Below are 18,298 nucleotides of genomic sequence, written 5' to 3' on the forward strand. Positions count from 1 at the left end.
GTCGGGGAAATCGGCACCGAGGGCGTTTCATTGGCCTACGGCGTGTGGACGGCGCATGCCGCTGCCGCCCGGGAGGTGCGATGGAGACCGGCGACCCGCGAAACTCCGTTCCGCCCGGGCGGGGTGCGCCGTTCTTCGCTTTCGTCGTCGCGGTCGGCGTGCTGGCCGTGCTCGTGTCGGCCGGGCCGCTGGCCGGGCTGCCCGACCGGCTGTCCGGGCTGCCGGCGGCCTTCTGGACCATGGCGGCGCTCGCTGTCGTCGGTGACGCCCGGCCGTTCGTCCCGCCCGGTCGGCGGCGATCCTCGGCGGTCTTCCCGTCCACCTGCTTCACCTTCGCGATCCTGCTCGGTTGGGGGCTCGGCCCGGCGGTCGCCGTGCAGGCCGTGGCGGTGGCCGTCTCCGGCTGGCGGATGGGGTACGCCCTGTGGCGGACCGCCTTCAACGGAGCCCAGTACGCCTGCGCGCTCGCCGCCGCGTACGCGGTCACCCGGCTCGGTCCCGGCGACCTGTTCTACGGCGGGCGGCTGCACTGGACGGATGTGGCGGCGGTGGGTGGCGCCACCGCGGCCTGGTTCGCGGTCAACTACGGCCTGGTCAACTCGGCGATCCGGCTGCGCTTCGGCGACCGTTGGTGGCCCAGCGTCCGGCTCGGTCTGGCGTACGAACTGCTGTCCACCGGCTCGTTGCTGCTGCTCGCTCCGGTGCTGGTCGCCGCCGCCCGGGCCAGCGCGGCACTGATACCGCTGGTGCTGGTGCCGCTGTTCGCCGTCTACCGGATGGCCCGGCTCTCCACCGAGCGGGAGCAGCTGGCGGCACTCGACCCGCTCACCGGGCTGCCCAACCGCAAGGCGATGCTGGCCGAGGTGGCGGAGCAGGTGCACCTGCACGCCGAGCGGGCCGCCCGGGGCGAGCCGGATGCGCACCTGGCCCTGCTGTTGCTCGACCTGGACCGGTTCAAGCACGTCAACGACGCCCTCGGGCACTCGGTGGGGGACCGGCTGCTGGTCGAGGTGAGCGCCCGGCTGACCGAGGTGGTGGGCGAGGGCGACCTGGTGGCCCGCCTCGGCGGCGACGAGTTCGCCATCGTCGTGCCCCGGCTCACCGGGACCGACCAGGCCCGCGAGTTGGCCGACCGGGTGGTCGCCGCGCTCGCCGAGCCGGTCCCGCTGGACGGGCTGCCGCTGGACGTGGGCGGCTCGATCGGCATCGCCCTCTTCCCCGACCACGGCGAGGACTTCGCCACCCTGATGCGCCACGCCGACGTGGCCATGTACGACGCGAAGCACCGTAACGACACCGTGGCCGTCTACGCGGCCGAGTCCGACCACAACTCCGCCGAGCGGCTCAGCCTCCTGGCCGACCTGCGCCGGGTCCTGGAGACCACGCCGGCCGTGTCCGCCGAGAAGCCGCTCGGCGTGCGCGGGGGCGACGGCGCCACCCTCGCTCCGGACCCCGGTCTCACCGCGCCGGTCCGTGCGGGTCGGGCCGACGGCGCCCCGCCCAACGGTGGCCGGGATGGCAGCGCCGCCCGGCCCGGCGACGCGTCGGCGTGGTGGCGGCTGTGGCGGCGCCGGGAGCGGCTCGACGCACAGCACGACGACGAGTTGATCAACCGGATCGTCACGAACGCCGATCCGATCCGCCGCCGGGCGGCCCGGGCGGTCTCGTTCGACGGGCCGACGGGCGTGGCCCGCGCCGACGCGCCGCCCGAGCTGGACGGATCGCCGGGGACGACGACCGGGCCGGACGAGTCCCTCAGCCCGGCGGACGCCGGCGGGCGACCACCCGAGGTGTCCGGCGGCAGCCTGCCCGGCAACCTCGGGGTGACCGACGGCGCGGACGATCCGGCCGGGGATCCGGGCGAGATCACCATGTACTACCAGCCACAGATCGAGATCGCCACCGGCGAGGTCGTGGGGGTGGAGGCGCTGCTGCGCTGGCGACACCCGCGCCGCGGCATGGTCGACCCGGGGGAGCTGATCCAGGTCGCCGAGCAGAGCGCGGTGATGCGGCTGCTCACCCGGCGGGTGGTGGACGACGTGGTGGAGCAGGTGGCGAAGTGGTCGGCGGCCGGGATCACGCTGCGCGCCGCGCTCAACGTCAGCGTCCGTGACCTGCACACCGGCGAGATCGCCGAGCAGATCGCCGACCGCCTCGCCGGGTACGGCCTCCCGCCGGACCGCCTCCAGGTGGAGATCACCGAGGGTGCCCTGATGGCCGATCCCCGGCGGGTGCTGGCCAGCATCTCCCAGCTGCACCGGATCGGCGTCGGCATCGCGCTGGACGACTTCGGCACCGGGTACTCGTCACTGCAGCACCTGCGCCGGCTGCCGCTGTCGGAGGTGAAGGTGGACCGGTCGTTCGTCCTCGGGATGGCCGAGGACCCGGACGACGCGGCGATCGTCCGGTCGATGATCGAGCTGGCCGCGGCGCTCGGGCTGCGGGTGGTGGCCGAGGGGGTCGAGGACGAACGCACCTGGCGGCTGCTGCACGCGGCCGGCTGCGACGTGGCCCAGGGGTGGTTCCACGCCCGGCCGATGCCGGCCGAGGAGTTGGTCGCGTGGCTGTCCCGGTACCGTCCGGTCCATCCGGCCGGTGGCGACCGTCCGAGGTGAGCAGCAGGTGCCTGGTTGAGGGGAGTCAGGATGAGGGCTGCCAAGCCCGCCTCGGTTGCGCGGCGACGCCTCTCGGGACCGTCGTCGCGTCACCGTCGATCTCTGGCCGCCCTGCTGGCTTCCGGGCTGGCCCTGACGTTCACCACCGCCGGGTGCACGTCGACCCCCACGGTCAGCGGCACGGCCGCCGCCGCAATCGGAGCCGATCTCCTTGATCTCTACGAGCGCATCAACGGGAACGTGCGGCAGCGCGGCGCCTCCGACGTGCTGACCTACGTCGCCTACCAGGAGCCGATCAAGAAGTGTGTCTCGGCGGAGGGTTACGCCTACGCCCCGCCGCCGTTCCACGAGCCCTACCGAGGGCTTGCCCACGTCGCGCTGCCCAGCGACGTGTCCGCGATCGTGGAGCCGGGCGCGGACTCGGTGCTGGGGCAACTGGTCACCTCGCTGGCTGCCGCCGCCGCAGTACCGGAACACCGCAATCCCGGGTCCGAGGCGCTTCCCGAAGGCGAGCGGCCGCGCTACCAGGCCAAGGTCGGGTCATGTGAGCCGCCGACCGACACCTACGTCGACCGGTTCACGCCGGCGACGGCGACTGCGGTGAGCGGCAGGTTTCACCAGATGGTGGAGAAGGTCGGCGAGGACGGAAAGGTCGCAGCCGCGATGGAGTCGTACGCCGACTGCATGGCGGGGAGGGGTTTCCCGGTGCACGACCTGGATGAACTGCGAGCCTCCGTACGAAACAGGTTCGCCGGCGCGGACGGAGCGCCGTTGGGCCCCCGGTCCGCGCAGTGGCCATCGGCCGTCTCGTACAAGGAGTCCGCCGTGGCGGCGGACAAGACCTGCCGGGCCGGTGCCTGGCGCGCCGCCATGACGCGCGTCGGCCAGTTGTTGCCCGCGTTCCTCGACACGAACGCGGCCCAGCTGGCGACCATCGACGAGGAGTGGCGGGCCATCGAGGACATGGCCGATGAGGCGCGAGCGAAGCTCCCGCTCTAGCAGTGGGGTCGGGGCCGACGGTTCGGGCCGGGTGACGGTGGTCGGGGAGCCGGAGGCGCCGCCGGAGGTCCCGACACATAGACTCGGCACGTCACCACCTGCGCCCACCGCGAGGCAGGTCGGCAAGCAGCACGCAGCCAGGAAGGGGTCGTCATGGCCGCCATCTCCCGCGAGGAGGTCGCGCACCTCGCGCGACTGTCGCGGCTCGCCGTCACCGAGGAGGAGCTGGACACCTTCGCCGGCCAGCTCGACGTGATCCTCCAGTCGGTCGCCCAGGTCGGCGAGGTCACCGCGGCGGACATCCCGCCGACCTCGCACTCGGTGCCGCTGACCAACGTCCTCCGCGAGGACGTGGTGGTGCCCGGGCTGACCCCGCAGGAGGCGCTGTCGGGTGCGCCCGACGCCGAGGAGCAGCGGTTCCGCGTCCCGCGGATCCTGGATGAGGATGTGGCTTCATGAGTGACCTGACCAGGCTCACCGCGACCGAGATCGCGGGGCTCGTCGCGAGCGGGGAGACCTCCGCCGTCGAGGTGACCCGCGCCCACCTGGACCGGATCGCCGCCGTCGACGACCGCGTGCACGCCTTCCTGCACGTCGACGCCGAGGGCGCGCTGGCCGCCGCCCGCACGGTCGACGAGCGCCGGGCCGCCGGTGCGGAGCTGGGTCCGCTGGCCGGCGTGCCGGTCGCCGTGAAGGACGTGCTCACCACCAAGGGCGTCCCGACCACCGTCGGCTCGAAGATCCTGGAGGGCTGGCGCCCGCCGTACGACGCGACGATCGTGCAGCGGCTGCGCGACGCGGGCACGGTGATGCTCGGCAAGACCAACATGGACGAGTTCGCGATGGGCTCCTCCACGGAATACTCCGCGTACGGCCCGACCCACAACCCGTGGGATCTCGACCGCATCCCTGGTGGCTCCGGCGGGGGCAGCGCCGCGGCGCTGGCCGCATACGAAGCACCGCTGTCGATCGGCTCGGACACCGGTGGCTCGATCCGCCAGCCCGGCGCGGTCACCGGCACGGTCGGCGCGAAGCCCACCTACGGCGGCACCTCCCGATACGGCCTGGTCGCGTTCTCCTCCTCGCTGGACACCCCCGGTCCGTGCGCCCGTACGGTGCTGGACGCCGCGCTGCTGCACCAGGTGATCGGCGGCCACGACCCGCGCGACTCCACCTCGATCCCGGCCGCGGTGCCGGACGTGGTCGGCGCGGCGAAGCTCGGCGCGACCGGCGACCTGACCGGGGTGCGGCTCGGCGTGGTCACCGAGTTCACCGGCGAGGGCGCCGAGCCGGGCGTGCTGGCCGCGTTCCGCGAGTCCGTCGAGGCCCTGGCCAAGCTGGGGGCCGAGATCGTCGAGGTCTCCTGCCCGCACTTCAAGTACGCGCTGCCGGCGTACTACCTGATCGCGCCGAGCGAGTGCTCCTCGAACCTCGCCCGGTTCGACGGCGTCCGGTTCGGCCTGCGGGTCGGCGACGACGGCAACCGGTCGCTGGAGGAGGTCATGTCGCTGACCCGCGAGGCCGGTTTCGGCCCCGAGGTGAAGCGGCGCATCATGATCGGCACGTACGCGCTCTCCTCGGGCTACTACGACGCCTACTACGGGCAGGCGCAGAAGGTCCGCACCCTGATCACCCGGGACTTCACCGCGGCGTTCGAGCAGGTGGACGCGCTGATCTCGCCGACCACCCCGTTCGTGGCCTTCCCGATCGGGGCGCGCACCTCCGACCCCTATCAGATGTACCTGGCCGACCTGTTCACCATCCCGACCAACCTCTACGGTGGGCCGGCCATCTCGGTCCCGTGCGGCCTCTCCGAGGGGCTGCCGGTCGGTCTCCAGATCATGGCTCCGACGATGGCCGACGACCGGATGTACCGGGTCGCCGCCGCCCTGGAGTCCGTGGTCGGCACGTTCACCCCGCCCGCGCTCTGACGCGCACACACCGCCAAGGCCGGCGCCGACGGGAGACTCCCCGTCGGCGCCGGCCGTTTGTGCGGAACCGAATCGCAACGCGAATCGGCGACGCGCTGTCACCGTTCGGTCCATTTCGCCTCGCCACTCGTCCTGATTGGATAGCGTCTGTTTCCACTGGCGAATGGCGCTGTCGATCAATTCCTGGACGGGTGATGAAGAAGCTGCGGCCGATCATGATTTTTCGGTGCTAATGGTGCTGCTTTTCGGCACGGCGCAGCCGGCGGCTGCCGCGACGATCACCATCACCTCGGGTACCCCCACCTCACCGGTCACCGCCTATGAGCCGTATCCGACGCACACGTTCACGGCGTCGGGCGGCACCGCGCCGTACAGCGTGGCGCTGCGGTCGGGGTCGCTGCCGGTGGGGATGTCGCTGGCGTCGGTGACGGGGAAGTTGTCGGGTACGCCGACCACCCCGGGCAGCTACACCTTCGGCATCCGGATGACCGATGCCGACGGCTCCTTCGCCGACCAGAGCGTCACCGTCGAGGTGGTCGCGCCAAAGATCACCATCACCTCGGGCACCCCCACCTCGCCGGTCACCGCGTACGAGCCGTATCCGACGCACACGTTCAACGCGTCGGGTGGCAGCGCCCCGTACACCGTGGCACTCCGGTCGGGCTCGCTGCCGGTGGGTATGGCGCTGGCGTCGGTTTCGCGCACCTTGTCGGGGACGCCGACCACCCCGGGCACCTACACCTTCGAGGTCCGGGTGCTCGACGCGAACGGCTTCTTCGCCGACCAGAGCGTCACCATCAAGGTGGTCGCGCCGACCATCACCATCACCTCGGGCACCCCCACCTCGCCCTGGTACACCGGTCAGCCGTACCCGACGCACACGTTCACGGCCTCGGGTGGCACAGCCCCGTATTCGGCCTCGCTGCGGTCGGGGTCGTTGCCGGTGGGTATGGCGCTGTCGTCGCTCTCGCGCAACCTTTCGGGGACGCCGACCACCCCGGGCAGCTACACGTTCGGGGTCCGGGTGACCGACGCGAACGGTTTCTTCGCCGACCAGGACGTCACGGTCGTCATCGCCGACCCGGCCACCACCATCACGTCGGGCGATCCGCCCGCGGGCACGGTCGGCGAGGCGTACTCGTTCCGGTTCACGGCCACTGGTGACTCCAACATCAAGTTCAGCCTGGCCGCCGGCGACCTGCCCGACGGGCTCACCCTGGCCCGGGACGGCGTGCTCAGTGGCACCCCCGAGTCCGCGAGCAGCTTCACCTTCACGGTGAAGGCGACCGGTACCGCGTCGAGCGACACGGCCGAGGTGACCGTCGTCATCGCCGCTGCACCGCCCTCGTCGACACCGACACCGACGGTGACGCCGACATCGCCGGCGCCGTCGCCGTCGGCCACGCACGGCACGGGGCTTCCGGTGACCGGATCTGACACGAGCGCCATCCTGTTGCTGGGCGTCGCAGCGATCGCCCTCGGCGGGATCCTGCTGCTCGTGGTCCGCGCCCGCCGCCAGCGGTTCACGACGGGTGGCTGACACCCGGCCGGAGCGGGACCGGCCGAGCGGCCGATCCTGACGTGACCCCCCGCCGCCCACCCGGGCGGCGGGGGGAATCAGTTGGCCACCCGAGGGCCGCCCCGCCGGCCGCGGGTGGGTAGCCGGTCGCCCGCACGGCGAGGATCCACCACAACCACCGGACACCCGGTGAGCGCCGGTGGGCACCGCACTAGGCTTGGGCACGTTGATTCCGGATGCCGCCCGAAAGCTGGAGTTCTCATGACGACGACACTGCCCGCGTACGACGAGGTCGTCGCGCGCTTTGAACCGGTGATCGGCCTGGAGACCCACGTCGAGCTGGGCACGAACACCAAGATGTTCTGCGGCTGCCCGACGGACTTCGGTGGCGCGCCGAACACCCGGGTCTGCCCGGTCTGCCTGGGCCTGCCCGGCTCGCTGCCGGTGGCCAACAAGGCCGCCATCGAGGCGACCATTCGGATCGGGCTGGCGCTGAACTGCTCGATCGCGCAGTGGTGCCGGTTCGCCCGGAAGAACTACTTCTACCCGGACATGCCGAAGAACTTCCAGATCAGCCAGTACGACGAGCCGCTCTGCGTCGACGGCTACCTGGACGTCGAGGTCAACGGTGAGACGGTGCGGATCGGCATCGAGCGGGTGCACCTCGAGGAGGACACCGGCAAGACGCTGCACGTCGGCGGTGCCACCGGCCGGATCCACGGCGCGACCGAGTCGCTGGTCGACTACAACCGGGCCGGCATCCCGCTCGTCGAGATCGTGACCAAGCCGATCCCCGGCACCAGCTCGCTCGCGCCGGAGGTGGCCCGGGCGTACGTCACCGAGCTGCGCGACGTGATCCGCTCGCTGGGCGTCTCCGACGTCCGGATGGAGGAGGGCTCGCTGCGCTGTGACGTCAACACCTCGCTGAACAAGCCGGGCGAGGAGTGGGGCACCCGCACCGAGACCAAGAACGTCAACTCGCTGCGTTCGGTCGAGCGGGCGGTCCGCTCGGAGATGCTGCGCCAGGCGTCGGTGCTCGACGCCGGCGGCAAGATCACCCAGGAGACCCGGCACTTCCACGAGGAGACCGGGGACACCACGCCCGGCCGGTCCAAGGAGACCGCCACCGACTACCGGTACTTCCCGGAGCCGGACCTGGTCCCGCTCGCGCCGGACCAGGCCTGGGTGGCCGAGCTGAAGGCCGCCCTGCCGGAGCTGCCGCGGCTGCGGCGCAAGCGGTTCCAGCAGGAGTGGGGCCTGTCCGACCTGGACATGCAGTCGGTGGTCAACGCCGGCGCGGTCGAGCTGATCGAGGCAACCGTCGCCGCCGGCGCCACCCCGGCCGCCGCCCGCAAGTGGTGGCTGGGTGAGCTGTCGCGGCGGGCCAACGAGACCGGTGTGGAGCTGGCCGACGTCGGGGCCACCCCGACTCAGGTCGCCGAGCTGCAGAGCCTCGTCGACGCAGGCAAGCTCAACGACAAGCTGGCGCGCGCCGTCCTGGAGGGCGTGGTGGCCGGCGAGGGCTCGCCGACCGAGATCATGACCAACCGGGGCCTGGAGGTGGTCTCCGACACCGGCGCGCTCACCGCCGCCGTGGACGAGGCGATCGCCGCCAACCCGGACGTCGCGGACAAGATCCGCAGCGGCAAGGTCGCCGCGGCCGGCGCGTTGGTCGGCGCGGTCATGAAGACCACCCGCGGCCAGGCGGACGCCAAGACCGTCCGTGAGTTGATCCTGGAGCGTCTCGGCGCCCAGGGCTGAGTCCCACCCCCCGGAGGCCGCCGTCGTGACCCGGCGGCGGCCTCCGGCCATGTCGAGTGCGCGCGCGACCCGCGCCACCCCCTCGCGAGGGCGTCAACGGCGACGCCCGGATGGAGTCATCGTGAACCAGCACGACCTTGATGTCCTCGACGAGATCCAGCGGCGGGTGCTCTGGCTCGCCACCCGCATCGTCGACGCGGCCAACCACGACCGGAACACCGGCGACGGGGTGAAGGTCGGCGGCCACCAGGCGTCGAGCGCGTCGCTGGTCACCGCGATGACCGCGCTCTGGTTCGCCCACCTCGACGCCGAGGACCGCGTCGCGGTCAAGCCGCACGCCTCGCCGGTCTTCCACGCCATCCAGTACCTGCTCGGCAACCTGGACCGGTCGTACCTGCCGAAGCTGCGGGCGCGGGGCGGGTTGCAGTCGTACCCGTCGCGGACGAAGGACCCGGACGGGGTGGACTTCTCCACCGGCTCGGTCGGTCTGGGCGCCGCCGCGCCGCTGTTCGCCGCGGCCACCCGCCGCTACGTCGACGCGCACTTCGGCGCCCGGCCACGCTCCCGCTTCATCGCCCTGATCGGCGACGCCGAGCTGGACGAGGGGAACATCTGGGAGGCCGTCGCCGATCCGGCCACCACCGGCCTGGGCAACGTGATGTGGCTGGTCGACTTCAACCGCCAGTCGCTCGACCGGGTCGTCCCAGGGGTGCGGATCAACCAGTGGCGGGGCCAGTTCGAGGCCGCCGGCTGGCACGTCGTCGAGGTCAAGTACGGCCGCAAGCTCGCCGAGGCGTACGCCCGGCCGGGCGCGTACGCCCGGCCGGGCGGCGAGGCGCTGCGCGACTGGATCGACCTGATGCCGAACGAGCAGTACCAGTCGCTGTTCGCGTTGACCGGCCCGGCCCTGCGCAAGCAGTTCCTCGACGGCGCTCCGGCCGGCATCGCCGAGTTCATCGCCGACATCCCCGACCACGAGCTGGGCCCGCTCGTCACCGACCTCGGCGGCCACGACCTGGCGGCGATGCTCGACGCGTACGCGCAGTGCGACGCGGTCACCGACCGGCCCAGCGTGATCTTCGCCTACACCGTCAAGGGGTGGGGCCTGCCCATCGCCGGCAACCCGCGCAACCATTCGGCGCTGCTCACCACCGAGCAGGTCGAGGCGTTGCGCGCCGGGCAGGGCCTGACTCGCGAGACCGAGTGGGACCGCCTCGACCCGGCGTCCCCGGCCGGCATCCGGGCCGGCGAGCGCCGGGAGACGCTGTCCCGCACGCCCCGCGAGCGGGCGCTGGGGGTCACCGTCCCGGAGGCCACCAAGGTACGTGCGAACAAGCCCGTCTCCACTCAGGAGGTCTTCGGCCGGGTGCTGGTCGACCTGGCCCGGGACGAGAACGTGGCCCCCTACCTGGTCACCACCGCGCCGGACGTGGCCACCTCCACCAACCTGGCCGGCTTCATCAACAAGACCGGCGTCTTCGCCCCCACCGCGCAGCGCTCCTGGACCGAGGACCGGATGCTGCGCTGGACGGAGAGCCCGGCGGGCCAGCACATCGAGCTGGGCATCTCCGAGATGAACCTGTTCCTGCTGCTCGGCCAGCTCGGCCTGTCGTGGGACCTGTCCGGGCAGCCGCTGCTGCCGATCGGCACGGTCTACGACCCGTTCGTGCTGCGCGGCCTGGACGCATTCCTCTACGGCACCTATTCCGGCTCCCGGTTCGTGGTCGCCGGCACCCCGTCCGGCATCACCCTCGCGCCGGAGGGCGGCGCCCACCAGTCCACCATCACCGCCTCCGTCGGCCTGGAGCTGCCCGGCGTCACCTTCCTCGAGCCCGCGTACGCCGGCAGCCTCGACTGGCTGCTCTGTGACGCGCTCGGCCAGATCGCCGGGGGACCGGCACCCGCCGCCACCGCCGCGCCCGCCGAGGACGGGGCGTACTACTTCCGGCTCAGCACCCGCCCGATCGACCAGGCGCCGTTCGAGGCGGCCCGGGCCCGGATCGGCGACGCGGTGCTGCGCCGGCAGGTGGTCGCCGGGGCGTACCGGCTGGTGGACGCGCACGAGGCCTACCCGCATCTGGCGGATGCCCCGGTCGTGCAGCTCGCCGCCTCCGGCGCGGTGCTGCCCGAGGTCCTGGCCGCCGCCGCGGAGCTGGCTGACGAGGGAGTGGCCGCGCACGTGGTGGACGTCACCTCGCTGGACCGGCTCTACCGCGCCTGGCAGCGGACCCTGCGCCAGGGGGTACGGACGGCGACCGTGCCGAGCGTGCCCGATGCCCTGCGGTCCGCCTTCGCCGACCGGGTGCCGGTGGTGACCGTGCACGACGCCGCCTCGCACGCGATGGCCTGGCTCGGCTCGGCGCTCGGCGCCCCGGCGGTGCCGCTCGGGGTGGACGAGTTCGGCCAGTCCGGCAGCGTCCAGGAGCTGTACGAGCTGCACGACCTGCTGCCCGGCAGCATTGTCAACGCCGCCCTGGCCGCGCTGTCGCTGCGCTGACCGTCCGCGCGCTCGCCGTCGGCCCGCGGAGGAGACTCCTCGCCGGCCGACGGCGCGCCCGGGCGGATCAGCGAGTGGCGGTGGGCGTCGGGGCCGGCGACTCCGACTCACCGGTCGGGGTGGGCGACACCGACTCACCCGGCGGGACGGGCGACACCGGCCCACCCCGGCTGGGCGTCGGGGTGACCGGCACCTGGGCGCCCTTCTCCGGCTCCTGGATCACGTGCCGTTCCAGGTTCACCTGCGACTGACCGGTGCCGCCCACGGTGATGTCGTCGTACGCCTGGAGCAGCTTCTGCTGGTCGAAGTAGAGCACCGTCATGGTCAGCGGGGTGGGCTTCTCGCCCTCCAGGCCGCGCAGCCCGGCACCACCGGTGGAGCCCTCCACCATGAGCTGCGTCGGCTGCTTGCCGGGCACCTCCGGCAGCTTCGACACCTGCCGCACGTGGGTGTGCCCGGCTAGCACCAGCGGGGTGGTGCCGGAGAGCGGCCCGGCGGAGGCCGGGTCGTGCACCAACGCGATGTTCACCTGCTTCGGCGAGTTGACCACCGTGGTGGCGAGCTGTTCGCCGGCCCCGATCACCTGGTCGGCGACCTGCGGGGTGAGCCCGCTGCCGGCCGGCGAGGTCTCCTTGTCGGGGGTGAACCGCGGGTCGCCGATGCCGGCGATGGTCAGCCCGGACACCGTGGTCGTCGAGTTGTCCAGCACGATCGCGTTCGGCTGCTGGGCCACCGCCGCGGCCGTCCGCGCCGAGTCGTGGTTGCCGCGGATGTAGACGTACGGCTTCTTGAGCAGACCGATCGAGCCGACGAAGGACGCCTCGGGCTCGCTGCCCCAGTCGGTGATGTCCCCGGTGTCGATCACGACGTCGATGCCGAACTGCTCGACGATGGTCCGGATCAGCGACCAGCCGGTCGGGTTGAGGTGCATGTCGGAGACGTGCAGTACCCGGGTGGTGCCGGGCGCCGGCTCGTACACCGGCAGCGCGGAGACGGTGGTGTAGAGCTTGCTGACGTTGCCGACCATCCGCTGGAGCTGCTCGGCGTACTTGGTGTAGTCGTTGGCGATCCGCCGCGCGTCGCCGACGATCGCCGGCGCGTTGACCAGCAGCCCCTCGTAGCGGGGCTCCTCGATCGACTGTGGGCGGATCGTGGCGACGGCCAGCCCGAGGCTGCCGGCGGTGATCACCAGCGCCATGCCGCCGGCCCAGGCCATCCGGCGCACGTCCCGGAAGACCAGCCCGGCCAGCAGCAGGGTGGCCAGCACCGCCGACGCGAGCGTCTTCAGCCCGAGACGCATCACCCCGGCGCGGACGTCCTCGACCGCGGACTGGCTGGCCCGGCTGATGCTCGCCGGGTCGTCGAGCAGCGCCTCGGTACGCCGCTGGTCCAGCGAGCCCAGCTCCACGGTCAGGTAGGCCGGCCCGTTGTGGCTGTCCAGCAGCAGTGCGCCCAGCGGGGGCACGGCGATGGTGGTGCCCCCGCTCAGCGACGGGGTCAGGCTGATCTGCGCGCGGAACGGCCCGATGTCGGTGCCCAGGTGCCCGCCGGCGTACGTGCCGCCGACGGTCCCGGCCAGGGTGACCACGAGCAGGGCCAGTACCGTACCGAGCCGGCGCAGCCGGACGCCCGGCCGCCCGATCCGCGGTCGCAGCCTCCAGCGGCGGCGGGCGCGCACGGTCTCCGGGGTCACCTCGCCCCCGATGTTGCGCTGCTCGTTCTCCTGGCCGTCCATACTCAAATCCTGCCCTGTGAAGGATCTTGGAAAACCTGCGGGAAGCCCGATCCTGCTCAACCGGCGCGGCTGGGGGTCGATCGGGCCGATCGATCAGCTGCGTCCGGCGCCGCCGTCGGCGAAGACCAGCCGCAGGATCCGGTCGTCCTCCGCGGCCGGCCTGCCCCGCCCGTCCCGGTTGGAGGTGCTCACCCAGACCGAGCCGTCCGGGGCGACCGCGGCGGCCCGGAGCCGGCCGTACCTGCCGTTCAGCAGCTCGTGCGGTTGGCCGAGGACAGTGCCGTTCGGGGCCAGCTCGACCAGCCAGAGCCGCTGCCCGCGCAGGCAGGCGGTGACCAGCAGGCGGTCCGTCGCGGCCAGCCCGGAGCACGACGCGTCGGCGGTGCGCCACTGCACGATCGGGTCGACGTAGCGCCGGTCGTCGCCGCGCCCCTCGACCTGCGGCCACCCGTAGTTGCCGCCCTTTTGGATCTCGTTGATCTCGTCCCAGGTGTTCTGGCCGAACTCCACGGCGTACATCCGCTTGGCCGAGGTCCAGGCGAAGCCCTGGACGTTGCGGTGCCCCAGCGACCAGACCGGGGAGCCAGGGGTGGGGTTGCCCGGCGCCGGCCTGCCGTCCGCGGTGATCCGCAGGATCTTGCCGCCGAGGCTCTTCGGGTCCTGCGCGTTGGCCGTCTTCCCGGCGTCGCCCGTGCTGGCGTAGAGGAAGCCGTCCGGACCGAAGCCCAGGCCGCCGCCGTTGTGGTTTCCGGCCTTGGGGATGCCGGTGAGGACCGGGGTGGGAGCCCCGCCCAGCTGCAGCTTCGCGATCCGGTTGTCCTGGTTGGTGGTGTAGTAGACGAAGACCGTGCGGTCCTTCACGTACGACGGGGAGACCGCGATGCCGAGCAGCCCGCCCTCGCCGCCGGCCGCCACGTCCGGCACGGTCTGCACCACGGCGACCTTCATCCCCTCCGGCGCGGACGCCGGGCCGACCTGGAGGATCCGCCCGCTGTCGCGTTCCGTCACCAGCGCGCCGCCGTCGGGCAGGAAGGCGATCGCCCACGGCACCGCCAGCCCCTTGGCCAGCACCGTGGCGACCACCTGCTGCCCGCCGCCGGGGCCGGCCGTCGCCGAGGGCGTCGGCAGGTTCGGCGGCTCGCCGGCCGGGTCGGGGTCCGGCTCGCCGAAGGCGCAGCCGGCGGTGCCCAGCAGCAGCGCCGCGCACGGCGCCGCCAGGGCCACCCGGAGGCGGCCGGTGCGGGGATACGGGGGACGGGCGCTCACCCGCCCCAGCGTAGCCGGGCTGCGGCCGGCCGTCCGGCCTCGCGGGCGCGCGGCTATCGTCGGCGGTCGTGAAGGTATGGATTCCGCACCGGGCCGGTCACGCTCTCCTCGGCGAGCTGCCCCCGGGCATCACCGTGGAGTTGCTGGAGGACCCGACCCGGCTCCCGTCGTCCCCGGCCGACGTGCGCTTCTGGGTGCCGCCGTTCCTCGCCGCGTCGGACGCCGGCGCGCTGCTGGCCGAGCTGCCCGATCTGGCGGTGGTGCAGCTCCTGTCAGCGGGGGCGGACGCCTGGGTGGGGCGGATCCCCGCCGGGGTGACGCTCTGCGACGCCCGGGGCGTGCACGACTCGAGCACCGCCGAGTGGGTGGTCACGGCGATCCTGTCCGCGCTGCGCGGCTTCGGCCCGCTGGCCCGGGCCCAGGCGCGCCACGAGTGGGCGTACCACGAGGTGGCCCCGACCGACGAGCTGGCCGGCAAGCGGGTGTTGATCGTCGGCGCGGGGTCGATCGGCGCGGCGGTCCAGGCCCGGCTGGCTCCGTTCGAGGTGACCTTCACCCTGGTCGCCCGCAGCCCGCGTCCCGCCGAGGGGGTGTACGGGGTGGACGAGCTGCCCGCCCTGCTGCCCGAGGCGGACGTGGTGGTGCTGCTGGTGCCGTTGACCGAGCAGACCCGGGGGCTGGTCGACGAGAAGTTCCTCGCCGCGATGCCGGACGGCGCGTTGCTGGTCAACGCCGCCCGCGGCCCGGTGGCCCGGACCGAGGCGCTGGTCGCCGAGCTGGCCTCCGGACGGCTACGGGCCGCGCTGGACGTCACCGACCCCGAGCCGCTGCCCGCCGACCATCCGCTCTGGGAGCTGCCGAACGTCCTGATCACCCCGCACGTCGCCGGCTCGGTCCGCGGCCTGCTGCCGCGGGCGTACCGGCTGGTGGGGGAGCAGTTGCGGCGGTTCGCGGCCGGCGAGCCGCTGGTGAACCAGGTGGTGGGCGGCTACTGACCGGTCCGGCTGATCCGGCTGATCCGGCCCGGTCGGGTCAGCCGGCGCTGTCGGACAGTTCCTGCCCGGTGGCGGAGACCAGCCGGGGCAGGTCGTCGGTGCGTACGGCGGGGAGCACGAGCAGCTCCCCGTCGTCGAGCCGGACGACACCCCGACCGCGTGCGTCGCCGGTCAGCTCGGCGACCCGGTCCCAGGGGATCCGCCGCTGCCCGGTGAGCGCCCGCAGCCGCAGCTCGCGGGAGTCCGCGTCGGTGCCGGCCCGCCACGCCCAGACGATGACCGCGAGCGGGATCAGCAGCACCCAGAGCAACCACCAGTTGGCGGTGGCCAGCGGCAGCGCGCCGAGGAGCGCGACGATCGCGGCGACCAGGATGGCCTGGTTGTGGCGGAAACGGACGGTGGCGGCGCGGCTCATCCTCCGATGATCGCACCCCGGATCCGGCCCACCCCCGGCGGGCGGAACGGGGGCGATCGGCGGCACAGGTGTGACCGACATCACGCGCGGTGCCGCGTTGCCGGACGCGTCCGGAATCGTTCATCGGCATGGCCGTACCGGATCCACACCGGCGTCGTCCACACCCGTCGCCGCTCATCGATCCACCCGCTGGCCCCGCACACCGCTCCGCAACCGCACCGCCCCCGTGCCCCCTCGCGAAGGCGATCGCCGTGACCGTCACCCACTCGTGCCCTGGTCCACGCCGCCGACCACCCCTGCCCGATCTCGTCGTGCCGCTCGCCGGCGCGCTGGTCGTGCTGGCCGGGGCCGCCGGCCTCGTCCCGGCCCTGGCCGCGGTGGCGTTCGCCGTCGCCGGCGGCTGTGCCCTGGCCTGCGTCCGGCTCGCCCGGCTGGCCGGCGCTCCGCCCGCCGGTGCCGAGCCGGACCGGCTCCTGGCCGCCGAGCCGGCCCCCGGCACCGATGGCGGCGGATCGCCGCCGACCGGTCGGCGGGCCCGGGCACCGTCCCGCCGGGGCGTCGCGACCCTCGACGCGGCCGTGCTGGCCGCCGGGCTCACCGTCGCCGTACTGCCGCTGACCGACTCGCCGCACCGGCCGCCGGTCGCGCTGGTCGGCCTCGCCGTCACCGCCCCGCTGTACGCCGTGGCACTGCTCCGGCTCCCCGGCCACTCCTGGCGCACCGCCGCCGAGCGGCTCCGCCGGGCCGTCGAGACCGTCGGCCTCGGCGTCAGTCTGCTCTTCGCGGCCTGGATGCTGCTGCCGCCCGGTCCGGTGCCACCGACGGCGGGCACCGCGTGCATCGCAGGCGCGACCGGAGTGGCGGCGCTGCTGGTGACCGCGCTGGCGGACCGGCGCCGCCGGCCGGGCGCGGCGCGCTGCCTCGCCGGAGCGGCGGCCACCCTCACCGGGCTGGCCCTCCTCGTGGTGCTGCTCGCCTACGGCGCTCCGGACCGGGCCAGTCTGGCCGTCGCGCCCCCGTTGCTGGCCGGCGCGTTGCTCACCGTCGCCGGCGCCCGACGTCACGCGGCCGGCGAGCGGCCCCGGCCGGACGGCTTCCCGGCCGCCCTGCCCGTGCTGACCGCGCCCGCCGGCATCGCCGCGCTCGCCGCCGGCCACCACCTCTGGACGGTGGGGGAGTTCGACACGCCCGCGATCGCCCTGGGGCTGGGGATCATCCCGCCGATGGTGCTCCGCGAGGTGCTCGCCGCCGCGGACCAGCGGCGCTGCGCCGACCGGCTGGCCGCGCGTGAGGCCCGGCTGCGCGCCCTGGCCGGCGACCAGCGGGCCACCGTCGGCCCGCCCGCCGAGCTGGCCGACCGGGGCGGCCTGCTGCGTGGGCTGGCCCGGCGGGAGGGCGGGGCCCTGCTCGTCGTCGACCTGGTCGGGGCCGACGACGGCCCGGCCGTGGACCAGCCCGTGCTGGGCGAGGTCGCCCGGCGGCTCCGGGCCGGCTGCGGCCCCGACGACCTGGTGGCCCGCCTCACCGACGCCGAGTTCGCCGTGCTCACCGACGTCGGGCCGGTGGTCGCGTACGCGTTGGCCGGCCGGTTGCTGACCGCACTGACCGAGCCGTACGCGGGGACCGGCGGGGTGACGCGGATCCGGGTCAGTGTCGGGCTGGCCGAGACGACCGGCGGTGACCCGGAGGACGTGCTGCGCCAGGCCGACCTGGCTCGGCGGCGTGCGGTGCAGCTCGGCCGGGACCGGGTCGAGTGGTACGACGCGTACCTGGAGGAGCAGCTCGTCCGCCGGCTGGACCTGGAACGGGAGCTGCCGGGGGCGGTCGCCCGGGGCGAGCTGGACCTGGTCTACCAGCCGGTGCTGGCCCTCGCCGACCGGCAGCCGGTCGGCATCGAGGCCCTGCTGCGCTGGCGCAGCCCGGTGCTGGGCACCGTGCTGCCGGACGAGCTGGTGCCGGTCGCGGCGGACCTGGACCTTCTCGGCGAGCTGGGGCGGTGGGTGCTCGACCGGGCCTGCCGGCAGCTCGCCGACTGGTCGGACGGGGGCCGAGAGCTGTGGATGGCCGTGAACGTCACTCCCCGCGAGCTGGCGGCGCCGGACTTCGTGGCTCGCGCGGCGGCCGCCCTGGCCGCGTACGGTGTGTCCCCTGAGCGGCTGGTGGTGGAGGTGGCCGAGCCGGCGGTCGTCGCCGAACTGCCCACGATGGTGGCCCGGCTCGCCGGTCTGCGTTCCCTCGGGGTGCGGACGGCGCTGGACGACTTCCGCGCCGAGCACGCCTCCCTGGCCCAGCTCCGCCGGCTGCCGATCGACCTGCTCAAGGTCGGCTCGCACCTGGTCGGGCCGGCTCCCGACGGGCAGCTTCCGCTGATCGCCGTGGTGGCCAGCCTCGGCGACCGGCTCGGCCTGGAGGTGGTGGTCGAGGGGTTGGAGTCCGACGCCCAGGTCGCCGAGGCCCGCGGGGCCGGCTGCCGCTACGGCCAGGGCTTCGCCCTCGCCCGCCCCGCCACCGCCGAGCGGGTCGAGGCATGGTTCGAGGAGTTCGGCGCCGCACCCCGCTGAGCGG

The 18,298-nt window shown here is 73.7% G+C and carries 12 protein-coding genes; 9 read left to right on the top strand and 3 right to left on the bottom strand.

The window, feature by feature from the left end:
• Positions 1 to 80 precede the first annotated feature (80 nt).
• The 7 genes from ACNAVT_RS04000 to ACNAVT_RS04030 all read left to right on the top strand — a co-directional run bounded on the left by ACNAVT_RS04000 (position 81) and on the right by ACNAVT_RS04030 (position 11,322).
• The gene (locus ACNAVT_RS04000; protein ID WP_416292929.1) at positions 81 to 2,615 is read left to right on the top strand and encodes a putative bifunctional diguanylate cyclase/phosphodiesterase; all 2,535 of its coding nucleotides are present in this window, start codon (positions 81 to 83) and stop codon (positions 2,613 to 2,615) included.
• A 30-nt stretch (positions 2,616 to 2,645) separates the two neighbouring features.
• Positions 2,646 to 3,614, top strand: a complete 969-nt coding sequence (locus ACNAVT_RS04005) for a hypothetical protein (RefSeq protein WP_416292930.1) — start codon at positions 2,646 to 2,648, stop codon at positions 3,612 to 3,614.
• Between the two features lie 153 nt (positions 3,615 to 3,767).
• Positions 3,768 to 4,073: an Asp-tRNA(Asn)/Glu-tRNA(Gln) amidotransferase subunit GatC gene (gatC, locus tag ACNAVT_RS04010; RefSeq protein ID WP_089008968.1), complete on the top strand. Its 306-nt coding sequence runs from the start codon at positions 3,768 to 3,770 to the stop codon at positions 4,071 to 4,073.
• Complete coding sequence (gatA, locus tag ACNAVT_RS04015; protein ID WP_416292932.1) at positions 4,070 to 5,545, top strand: Asp-tRNA(Asn)/Glu-tRNA(Gln) amidotransferase subunit GatA; 1,476 nt, start codon at positions 4,070 to 4,072, stop codon at positions 5,543 to 5,545. Before gatC ends, gatA begins: the two co-directional genes overlap by 4 nt.
• Before the next feature lie 232 nt (positions 5,546 to 5,777).
• Positions 5,778 to 7,085 carry an Ig domain-containing protein gene (locus ACNAVT_RS04020; protein ID WP_416293566.1) on the top strand — a complete coding sequence of 436 codons (1,308 nt, stop codon included), beginning with the start codon at positions 5,778 to 5,780 and terminating at the stop codon, positions 7,083 to 7,085.
• A gap of 240 nt (positions 7,086 to 7,325) precedes the next feature.
• Entirely contained in the window at positions 7,326 to 8,825 is a 1,500-nt protein-coding gene (gatB, locus tag ACNAVT_RS04025; protein ID WP_416292934.1) for an Asp-tRNA(Asn)/Glu-tRNA(Gln) amidotransferase subunit GatB, read from the top strand.
• A 121-nt stretch (positions 8,826 to 8,946) separates the two neighbouring features.
• Positions 8,947 to 11,322 carry a transketolase-like TK C-terminal-containing protein gene (locus ACNAVT_RS04030; RefSeq protein WP_416292935.1) on the top strand — a complete coding sequence of 792 codons (2,376 nt, stop codon included), beginning with the start codon at positions 8,947 to 8,949 and terminating at the stop codon, positions 11,320 to 11,322.
• Positions 11,323 to 11,389: 67 nt separating this feature from the next.
• On the opposite strand, the gene ACNAVT_RS04035 is transcribed toward ACNAVT_RS04030, so the two are convergent.
• Together ACNAVT_RS04035 and ACNAVT_RS04040 are read right to left on the bottom strand one after the other, a co-directional pair.
• Positions 11,390 to 13,057 carry a metallophosphoesterase family protein gene (locus ACNAVT_RS04035; protein ID WP_416292937.1) on the bottom strand — a complete coding sequence of 556 codons (1,668 nt, stop codon included), beginning with the start codon at positions 13,055 to 13,057 and terminating at the stop codon, positions 11,390 to 11,392.
• 93 nt (positions 13,058 to 13,150) lie between these two features.
• Complete coding sequence (locus ACNAVT_RS04040; RefSeq protein WP_416292938.1) at positions 13,151 to 14,323, bottom strand: PQQ-dependent sugar dehydrogenase; 1,173 nt, start codon at positions 14,321 to 14,323, stop codon at positions 13,151 to 13,153.
• Positions 14,324 to 14,391: 68 nt separating this feature from the next.
• On the opposite strand from ACNAVT_RS04040, the gene ACNAVT_RS04045 reads away from it, so the two are divergent.
• Positions 14,392 to 15,318, top strand: coding sequence for a 2-hydroxyacid dehydrogenase (locus tag ACNAVT_RS04045; RefSeq protein ID WP_416292940.1), 927 nt, complete (start codon positions 14,392 to 14,394; stop codon positions 15,316 to 15,318).
• Positions 15,319 to 15,355: 37 nt separating this feature from the next.
• Here ACNAVT_RS04045 and ACNAVT_RS04050 read toward each other — a convergent pair whose 3' ends face one another.
• The gene (locus ACNAVT_RS04050; RefSeq protein WP_416292942.1) at positions 15,356 to 15,733 is read right to left on the bottom strand and encodes a PH domain-containing protein; all 378 of its coding nucleotides are present in this window, start codon (positions 15,731 to 15,733) and stop codon (positions 15,356 to 15,358) included.
• A 251-nt stretch (positions 15,734 to 15,984) separates the two neighbouring features.
• Between ACNAVT_RS04050 and ACNAVT_RS04055 the strand changes: the two genes are divergently transcribed.
• Positions 15,985 to 18,294 carry a putative bifunctional diguanylate cyclase/phosphodiesterase gene (locus tag ACNAVT_RS04055; RefSeq protein WP_416292944.1) on the top strand — a complete coding sequence of 770 codons (2,310 nt, stop codon included), beginning with the start codon at positions 15,985 to 15,987 and terminating at the stop codon, positions 18,292 to 18,294.
• The last annotated feature ends 4 nt before the right edge of the window (positions 18,295 to 18,298 follow it).

Source organism: Micromonospora sp. SL4-19 (assembly GCF_047921475.1).
Classification (GTDB): Bacteria; Actinomycetota; Actinomycetes; order Mycobacteriales; family Micromonosporaceae; genus Micromonospora.